Source organism: Haloarcula vallismortis ATCC 29715, assembly GCF_000337775.1.
GTDB classification, from domain to species: domain Archaea; phylum Halobacteriota; class Halobacteria; order Halobacteriales; family Haloarculaceae; genus Haloarcula; species Haloarcula vallismortis.
In genome coordinates this window covers 263,845-271,306 of sequence record NZ_AOLQ01000042.1, presented here as the reverse complement: position 1 = coordinate 271,306, position 7,462 = coordinate 263,845, and the positions used below count along the sequence as shown (strand labels likewise).

At 59.6% G+C, this 7,462-nt stretch carries 11 protein-coding genes; 7 read left to right on the top strand and 4 right to left on the bottom strand.

Features of this window, described 5'->3' with window-relative positions; genetic code table 11:
* Both C437_RS20360 and C437_RS11955 read left to right on the top strand, forming a co-directional pair.
* Positions 1-308, top strand: a 308-nt coding sequence (locus tag C437_RS20360) for a hypothetical protein (RefSeq protein WP_004517223.1), incomplete at its 5' end; no start/stop codon positions are given.
* A gap of 24 nt (positions 309-332) precedes the next feature.
* A complete protein-coding gene (locus C437_RS11955; RefSeq protein ID WP_004517222.1) occupies positions 333-626 on the top strand; it encodes a hypothetical protein in 294 nt (97 codons plus the stop codon).
* 6 nt (positions 627-632) lie between these two features.
* On the opposite strand, the gene C437_RS11950 is transcribed toward C437_RS11955, so the two are convergent.
* On the bottom strand, positions 633-863 hold the full coding sequence (locus tag C437_RS11950; RefSeq protein ID WP_004517221.1) for a DUF2188 domain-containing protein: 231 nt from the start codon (positions 861-863) through the stop codon (positions 633-635).
* A 129-nt stretch (positions 864-992) separates the two neighbouring features.
* Here C437_RS11950 and C437_RS11945 point away from each other — a divergent pair, with 129 nt between their 5' ends.
* The 5 genes from C437_RS11945 to C437_RS11925 all read left to right on the top strand — a co-directional run bounded on the left by C437_RS11945 (position 993) and on the right by C437_RS11925 (position 3,843).
* Entirely contained in the window at positions 993-1,403 is a 411-nt protein-coding gene (locus C437_RS11945; RefSeq protein ID WP_139175300.1) for a hypothetical protein, read from the top strand.
* Positions 1,404-1,419: 16 nt separating this feature from the next.
* A complete protein-coding gene (locus C437_RS11940) occupies positions 1,420-1,641 on the top strand; it encodes a hypothetical protein (RefSeq protein WP_004517219.1) in 222 nt (73 codons plus the stop codon).
* A 304-nt stretch (positions 1,642-1,945) separates the two neighbouring features.
* A complete protein-coding gene (locus tag C437_RS11935) occupies positions 1,946-2,602 on the top strand; it encodes a DsbA family protein (RefSeq protein WP_004517218.1) in 657 nt (218 codons plus the stop codon).
* Entirely contained in the window at positions 2,599-3,198 is a 600-nt protein-coding gene (locus tag C437_RS11930; RefSeq protein WP_004517217.1) for a hypothetical protein, read from the top strand. The genes C437_RS11935 and C437_RS11930 overlap by 4 nt, the downstream gene beginning before the upstream one ends.
* 105 nt (positions 3,199-3,303) lie before the next feature.
* A complete protein-coding gene (locus tag C437_RS11925) occupies positions 3,304-3,843 on the top strand; it encodes a hypothetical protein (protein ID WP_004517216.1) in 540 nt (179 codons plus the stop codon).
* A gap of 47 nt (positions 3,844-3,890) precedes the next feature.
* Here C437_RS11925 and C437_RS11920 read toward each other — a convergent pair whose 3' ends face one another.
* From C437_RS11920 to C437_RS11910, 3 genes are all read right to left on the bottom strand, one after another.
* Complete coding sequence (locus tag C437_RS11920; RefSeq protein WP_004517215.1) at positions 3,891-5,531, bottom strand: methyl-accepting chemotaxis protein; 1,641 nt, start codon at positions 5,529-5,531, stop codon at positions 3,891-3,893.
* Between the two features lie 125 nt (positions 5,532-5,656).
* Complete coding sequence (locus C437_RS11915; protein WP_004517214.1) at positions 5,657-6,844, bottom strand: redox-regulated ATPase YchF; 1,188 nt, start codon at positions 6,842-6,844, stop codon at positions 5,657-5,659.
* Positions 6,845-6,926: 82 nt separating this feature from the next.
* The gene (locus tag C437_RS11910; protein ID WP_004517213.1) at positions 6,927-7,424 is read right to left on the bottom strand and encodes a GNAT family N-acetyltransferase; all 498 of its coding nucleotides are present in this window, start codon (positions 7,422-7,424) and stop codon (positions 6,927-6,929) included.
* Positions 7,425-7,462: the final 38 nt, after the last annotated feature.

Here is a 7,462-nt window from a genome sequence, read left to right as displayed (position 1 = left end):
CAACAGTTTATGGCTATGATTCTATGGCGGAAATAGTACTATCATTCACTGTTCTCGCATTCGTATTCGCATACCTGGCCGTCAACACGCCGAAAGAACACGGCCCGCTGCAGATCCTGAACTACGTACTGACCTTCCTCACTATATTCTTCACAGGGTACCTCGCCTACGCACGGAAGGTATCTGGACAAGAGGAACTGCTGGTAGTCTGGAACAACGCGTTTGCCTGGGTGTTCTACATCGTGGTCGCGTACTTCATGCTGTATATACTGGTAAAAGCCTTCAAACTGTACAAAACTAGGAAATAGTAGAGTAGGAGGTTTTGAGAGACTGTGAACAGCTCCAAGCAAGAAGAGGAAGAAAGCAAGCGGAAGGAGAGAGCGGAGAACGGCCGTGGTAAAGGCACCCGTGTCTACGTAGGTGTCGAGTTGCTGGATGTCTTGGAGCGGTTCCAAGATATCGGGGACTACAATACGATGCGTGAGGCCAGCGATGAACTGGGGAAACTGTTGAAACGGTATAACTTGTTGCTGGAGGATCCAAGCAGCTTGAAGCGTGGAAGCAGAGAAGGTGTGGAAGATGAAGAAGGTGAGAATGACGGGTTTGCCGGGTTCGTCGGTTCCTGACTTTTTCTATCGTTGTCGTGCGGCGTAGGAGAACTCGTTCTGCACTGGTTTCAGGTCTTGCCCTGGTTTCTTGTAGTGGACGTAGACTGTTGAGGGCCGGTTGCTTTTGGCAAGTGTCCTCGCCTTTTCTATGGCGGGTTGTTTGTTGTCTGCGGTACGGGATGCTCTTTCGGCACCTGCTTTCTTGACTTTCCATTCACGGTCTTCGTCGCTGTACGTGACGTGGTATTCGGTCATGTAAAGGTAGCGGCGGCCAGTTGTTTAAAAAAGTACAGTTGGCAATGAAGTGTTTAACCTGCCGTGACCTGGTTTGTTGCCGTTTCTACCGGCGGATCAGGGGTTTTGTAAGTGTTCGGTGGTTTGTTTGTGGAGTACGTTGATTATATGCTGGAGTCGGAGGATTCCGACAACGAGGTATTGGGTGATTGGGGTGAAGTAGAGGCAATTCTGGAAGAAACCGTTCACAGGGACAAAGTCCGAGTCAGTGAGAGAGTTCGACAGGTCTACGACGAGTTGGAGAGCCGCCGGGAAGTGTTTGAGGACAACCGAGATGAGATCGAGCAGCGGATCAAGAACCATGAAAGCCGGTTGGAAAATGCTCAACGTAAAGACGAGCAACCTGTCCGAGAGAAACTGATGCAGCTGCGTGACCTGAAGCTGCAGGAACGGAAACAGTACTGGCGTGACGTCCAGGACCTGAAGGAGGAGCTTCGTGTCCTGCTTGAGAAACTGGATGAACTGGATGATTCCAGCTTTGAGGAGTTTTTTACCGGGTAGACCCGTACCCTGGTATATGATTGACGGCGAACAGGACCTGCAGGAGTTGGTGGTTTCTATAGTTGAGTCAGAGGATGCTGTGGCTGTCACTGCTGGTTTAATCAGTCAGAGAATGGAGAACCGGCACGGTGTTGAGAAGGATCGCCGTGAGTTGAGGGAGTTCTTGGACGGGCTTGTTGAGGAGGATGTCTTAGAGTACAATCACGGAGAGTACGGCGAGTACACGATTCCGGAGTAACTCCTTATTTTCTGCGTCGGCGGCCCTGTTTCTGTCGCTTCTATTCCGACGGTCAAAACTTTAGATTTGTCCAGCAAAACGTTTACTAGATTAGCGAACGTTACAGTGACTGTCCGATGCTTGGCACCAAAGAGAAGGCCTCGGCACTCATAGGGCTCGTCACCACTGGGGAGTCACCCCGGTTCGGCCCTGTGAGTCGTCGTCATCGGCCGCCGGATGGTACCGTCGCTGGCGACAAGACGGTTACTCATCGTGGCCACACAGTAGAACAAACGCTAAACCAACGCGGGCCAACCAGTCATCTATGAACAGACGACGCTTTCTCACACTTTCGGGGGTGAGTGTCGTCGGCGGAGTAGCGGGGTGCAGTGGCGAGGCGGACAGCGCCGAAACCGTCGACAGCCACCCGGCGGCCGCTGATCTCGACGCCCAGCCCCGCCGCGGCGAACTGGGCGGCCACGTCATTCTGGCGTTCGAAGACCCTTCCTGTCCCACGTGTCGTCGCTTCCACGAGAACACGCTGCCAGACATCCGAGAGAATATCGTGGACGCGGGCAAGGGCGCGTACGTCGTCCGAACGTACCCCGTCATCTACCCGTGGGGTGAGCCGGCGACGCAGGCGCTGGAGTCGACGTTCGCCCGCGACAGCGAGGCGTACTGGGCGCTGTTTGAGCACTACTTCGCCGAGCAGTCGTCGTTCGACTCGGACAACGTTCTGGAGCGAACAGCGACGTTTCTCACCGAGGAGACGGCGGTCGACGGCGAAGCGGTCGCAAGTGACGCCCGAAACGGCACCCACGACGAGGCTGTTCAGGCGGACATTCAGGCGGCCGAGAACGCCGGATTAGGTGAGACGACACCGATTATTCTGCTGTTCGAGGACGGTGAGTTTGTGACGAAGGTCAACGGAAGCGTCAGTTACGACCTCATCGCCGAGGCGCTGGGAGAACGCGGCGGATGAGCACCGCACGGGGGCTCCGATTGCCGACGACGCGCGGGGACTGGCGGCTCATGGGCCGGACCGTCAGGCTCGTGCTCACGCTGCCGTTCTACGCGGCGGTTGCCGCAATCGCCGCCGTCGTCTCGCTGACGGTGTTCGTCGTTTCGCTGAACGTCCCGCTGGTGCTTGATCTGGTTGTCGGGGGGTCGCTCCCGATTGCCAGTCGGTTGCGCGTGCTCGCTGAACTGTACCCGTTCATCGGCACGTCATTCAACCCCGCACAGGGGGTTCTGCTGGTCGTCGTCGCCGTTCTCACGGGCGTCGACATCGGGCTGGTGACCTACCACTTTCGGGAGCACGGGCTCGATTTCCAGCAGGGCGGCGCGGGTGTCGCAGGCGTTATTCTTGGAACGCTCGGCGCGGGCTGTGCGGCCTGTGGGTCGGCGGTTCTGCTGGGGCTGCTGTCACTGCTTGGCGTCTCGACCTCGCTGCTGTTCCTGCCTCTGGACGGGCTTGAGTTTGCGCTGCTTGCGCTCGTTGTGTTGACGCTCTCGATTTACTGGCTCGCCGAGGGGATGCGGGGCGGCGAAATCAACGGCTGCCCGGTCGACTTCTGACCGTGTCGGTGACGACTCCACGTTTCGCCCCGGTCGTGGAGTGCCAACCGTTCCAGTGGGAGAAAGCGTATAGTGTCGTCAGCCGAACACTCGCGTCGAGAAGGTATGTCCGAGACGGAGTCACAGGTGACGGCCTCGATGGAGTCTCCCACCGAGTACGAACATCTCCACCGGAAGCAGAAAGAAACGGCTGGCACGGTCGAGCTAGCCGAACTCACCGACGTGTGGGTCGGCGAGAGCGAACTCGTCTGTCGGTTCCAGTTCGACTGGGCGACCGCCCCGATACAGCGGCGCTACGACCTGAACAGCGACCGTGATATCGCCAAGATCGAACGGCTCTGCGAAGCGAACGGCCTACAGTTCGAGCAGGCCAGTCATCTAGAGGGGGCGCTGATCGAACTCGAATATACGGGGTCGCAGTGGCTGCCGCGGCCAGAGGCCGCCTACACCGACGGCGAAGGGGCGACAGCCGAGACGTTCCGTGCAGAGTGCCGGTTACTGTTCGATGAACTGGCCCAGTCGCCCGCGTTCGTCCGGCGAGGCATCGAACGCATCCGGGACCTGTCGACGACGCAACTGATTATCGGCGTCATCCTCGTCAAGAAAATCGCCATCATCGCGTTACTAGCGCATCTCTTGCTGTAGCCGCCCGCCCGTCGAACGACGGTGTGTAGATCAGTACCTGCCTCGTCTCAGTCACTCATCGCGGAGTCGGAGCCAGTTGGCGTGTCCACGCCGACGGTCCCGGCGGTCTCGAACTGCGAGAGTTCGTCGTTGAGCGTGTCGGCGTCGTCGGCGAACCGCTCCACCGAGTCGACCATCCCGGCAACGGTCTGGCCCTGTTGATCGACCGTCGTAGCCATTTCACGGGCGTCGGTTGCGGTCTCCCCGGCGATGTCGTTGATATCGTCGATTATCCGCACGACTTCCTGTGCGCTGGTCGCTTGCTGGTTGGTCGCTCGGTCGATTTCCTGAATGCCGCCGTTGACATCGACAGTGGCGTCGACCACGTCCTCAAGCGTCGTAATTGTCTCGGAGATGGTGTTGCTTCCGCGGTCGACAGCGTCTTCCATCGTCTCCATGGCGTCGACGGACGTCCCGACCTGAGACCGAAGCGAGCCAATGAGGTCTTCAACGTTGCCGGTGGCGGCCTGTGTCTCGGTCGCAAGCTGTTTGATTTCGTCAGCGACGACAGCAAAGCCAGATCCGTCTTGGCCGGCACGGGCGGCTTCGATGGAGGCGTTCAGGGCGAGCATATTCGTCTCCTCGGCGATGCCGTCGATGACTTCGACTATCTCGGCCATGTCCTCGACGATATCGTCGAGTTGCTGAACCTCGCTTGCGGCGCTCGTCGAGTGGTGTCGGATTTCGTCGACGGCGCTCTGTGCTTCCGACGAGGACCGCTGGGCCTCTCGACCGAGGTTCGCGGCAGTGTTGCTCTGTTCGGCGATTTCGGCCACGGACGACGCCATCTCTTCGACGGTCGCCGAGAGGTCACTGAGTTCGCTCGCCGCGTCGTCTAGCTGCTGGCGCTGGGTTTCTGCCCCGTCAGCGATGTCAGATGCGGTGTCGGCCACGGACTGCGTTTCGTCACGGACCTGCTGACCGTCGGTCAACACGGTTTCACTTCCAGTGGCGATACGCGTTGAGGTCGACTGGCCGCTGCTGATAGCGGTCTCTAGGTCACCCAGCGTCTCATTGATGGCGGTTCCGACGGCGGCCATCGCGTCGCTCATGCTGTCGGTGTCGACACGGGCGGTCAGGTCACCGTCGGCCGCCTCGTCGAGTGCCGTGCGGTACTGTGTCGCTTTCAGTTCGAGGTGGCTGCTCAGTGCCTCCATCTCGCTGCGCTCGGCCTCTGCGGTTTCGCGGGCTTCTTCAGCTGTCTCGCGTGCCTCCTCGGCACCCTCCCGGGCTTCGTTTGCCTCCTGAATGTTCCGGCCGAGCGAGGCCGCCGCCCGTTCGAGTTTCGTGTACGTGTCCCCGACCTCGTCGATCCGGTCGGAATCGAAGTCGATGTCGTACTGGCCGTTGTCGATTGCCGTCGCCTTTCGGTTGATCTCGATTATCGCGCGGTACATCTCACAGTAGCCCAGAAAGCCAGTCACGGCGACGACAAATCCGATGAACACTGCAGCGGTTGTCACGGAGGAAAACAGCACGATAGCCAGCGCCGGTGCGCCCACAATCGACATCGCTGCCAGCAGGAAGACACGAGCGCTGAACGTCCGGCGAAGTGGCGTCGGAAGGTGCGATTCGATTGTCATGGGCACAGTGCCGACCGCGAGCATGAGTCGACCAAGCGCGCCCGTCGAATCGTCTGTCGTCGTCATCGAAACCACCTTGGGACAAGTGGCAACCAAGCGACAAAAATAGGCCTTTTCGGGTGCATGTATCACGTTTTCACCGACTTATAAAAAGTCGCACCCTCAGAGTATCAGCGGTGAATTTTTCAGTGTCAGTTCGTTGTTGTGATTTCGACCACGTCGCGGTGGTCGAGTTCGGTGTCAGCGCCGATCTGTCGCTCGGTGCGCACGTCGTGGGCGTGGAGGAAACCTTCGCCGATGTCGGTGTGCAGGAAGTACGCGAAGTCCTCGGCGGTCGACCCGTCGGGGAGGACGAAACAGTCCTGCAGGAAGGTCCCGTCCTCCTGTGGCTTACGAGCGCCGGGGAACACCGCGATAGCCCCCAGCTCCTCGAACAGCGCTGTTTCGAGGGCTTGCTGGACGCCCGTGCCACCGAACTCGGTCACGAACTCCCGAATCTGTTCCAGCCCCGCGGCCTTCTCCTCTGGCAGGTCCGCCGTTACGGTAAAGTCCTCGTCGCCGGGGCGGTAGTTGAGTACGCCCTGCTCGTTGCCGTTTTTCAGCGCTTTCTCCGCGTGGGCCGAGACAGGGACAAACGTGAGATGCTCGTACTCCGGGTCCTCGGTGATCGGCTCCCAGTTTTCTTGTGCCGCTGGTGTGTCCATCTTGTTTGCCGCGATGAGCATCGGCTTGGTTCGGATGCGTATCTCGCGGGCCAGCGCCTGTCGGTCCTCGTCGTCCCAGGTGTCGGGGTCCAGTTCCAGGTCCAGCGCGAGTACGACCTGCTTGATCTCGTCAGCGTTGATCTTGAACGCCGACATCTGTTCGGCGAGGTCGTCCTCGATGGCCTTGTCCTCGCCGTGGTAGCCCGAGCGGTAGCGCTCGATACCTTTCTCCAGAATGTCGAGATACCACATGTCGAGTTCGTCTTCGAGGAAGTCGATGTCCTCGCGTGGGTCGTGGTCCTCGGTGGGTTCCCCTTCGAGGTCCGTCTCGCCGGTGAAGTCAACGACGTGGACGAGTACGTCGGCCTCGTTGAGGTCCGTGAGGAACTGGTTGCCCAGCCCCTTCCCCTCGTGTGCGCCGGGGACGAGCCCAGCCACGTCGACGAGCTTCGTCGGGACGAACCGCACGCCTTCTGTACAGTAGCCGTGGTTGGGCGTACAGGTGTGGTCGAACTCGGGGGCCGCACAGTCGACGCGGACGTAGGCCTCGCCCATCGAGGGGTCGATTGTCGTGAACGGGTACGCGCCCTCGGGCACGTCGTTCATTGTTGCCGCATTGAAGAAGGTGGACTTGCCGACAGACGGTTTGCCGACGAGTCCGATCTTGTAGCTCATTGCACCGACGAAGCGGTTTCAGCGGCTTAAACGCTGTTACACGAGCGACGAGAGTGTGTGAGTCACACGCAACGGGGCGAGGTTACACCGTCCGCTCGTACACGTTCACGGGGTGTTCCTGGCCGCCGACCTCGGTTGTCCGCTCGCCGACCTTCTCGAAGTAGGACCGGTAAAACCCGTTACCGACCTCGTTCTCGGCCAGTACCTCATCGCGTATCTTCCGCACGGAGAGGTCACGCAAGTGGGCCTCGCCCCGGCGAAGCAGTTCGCTCCCGATACCCTCGCCCCAGTAGTCTGGGTGGACGTACAGGTCAAGGTCGCCGAATCCGGTCGCGTCCGTCATCCCACAACTCATGTACCCCACCACATCCCCGTCTGCCGTCGAGACGAACAGTCCGACCTCGTCGAGTTCTATCATCCGTTCTAGTACCGGCGGCGCGTATCCCTCCTTGAGGTGGTTGTTCACCGTCTCTGCACCGAGGATGTCGTCGTACACCGCGTGCCATGCGGCCCTTGCGACCCGGCGGATATCCGCGATATCCACCGATTCGGCCGGTCGGATGGCTGTCTGAAACGACATGTGTAAACATGTAACGTGGAGAGGTATAGAACTGTGGC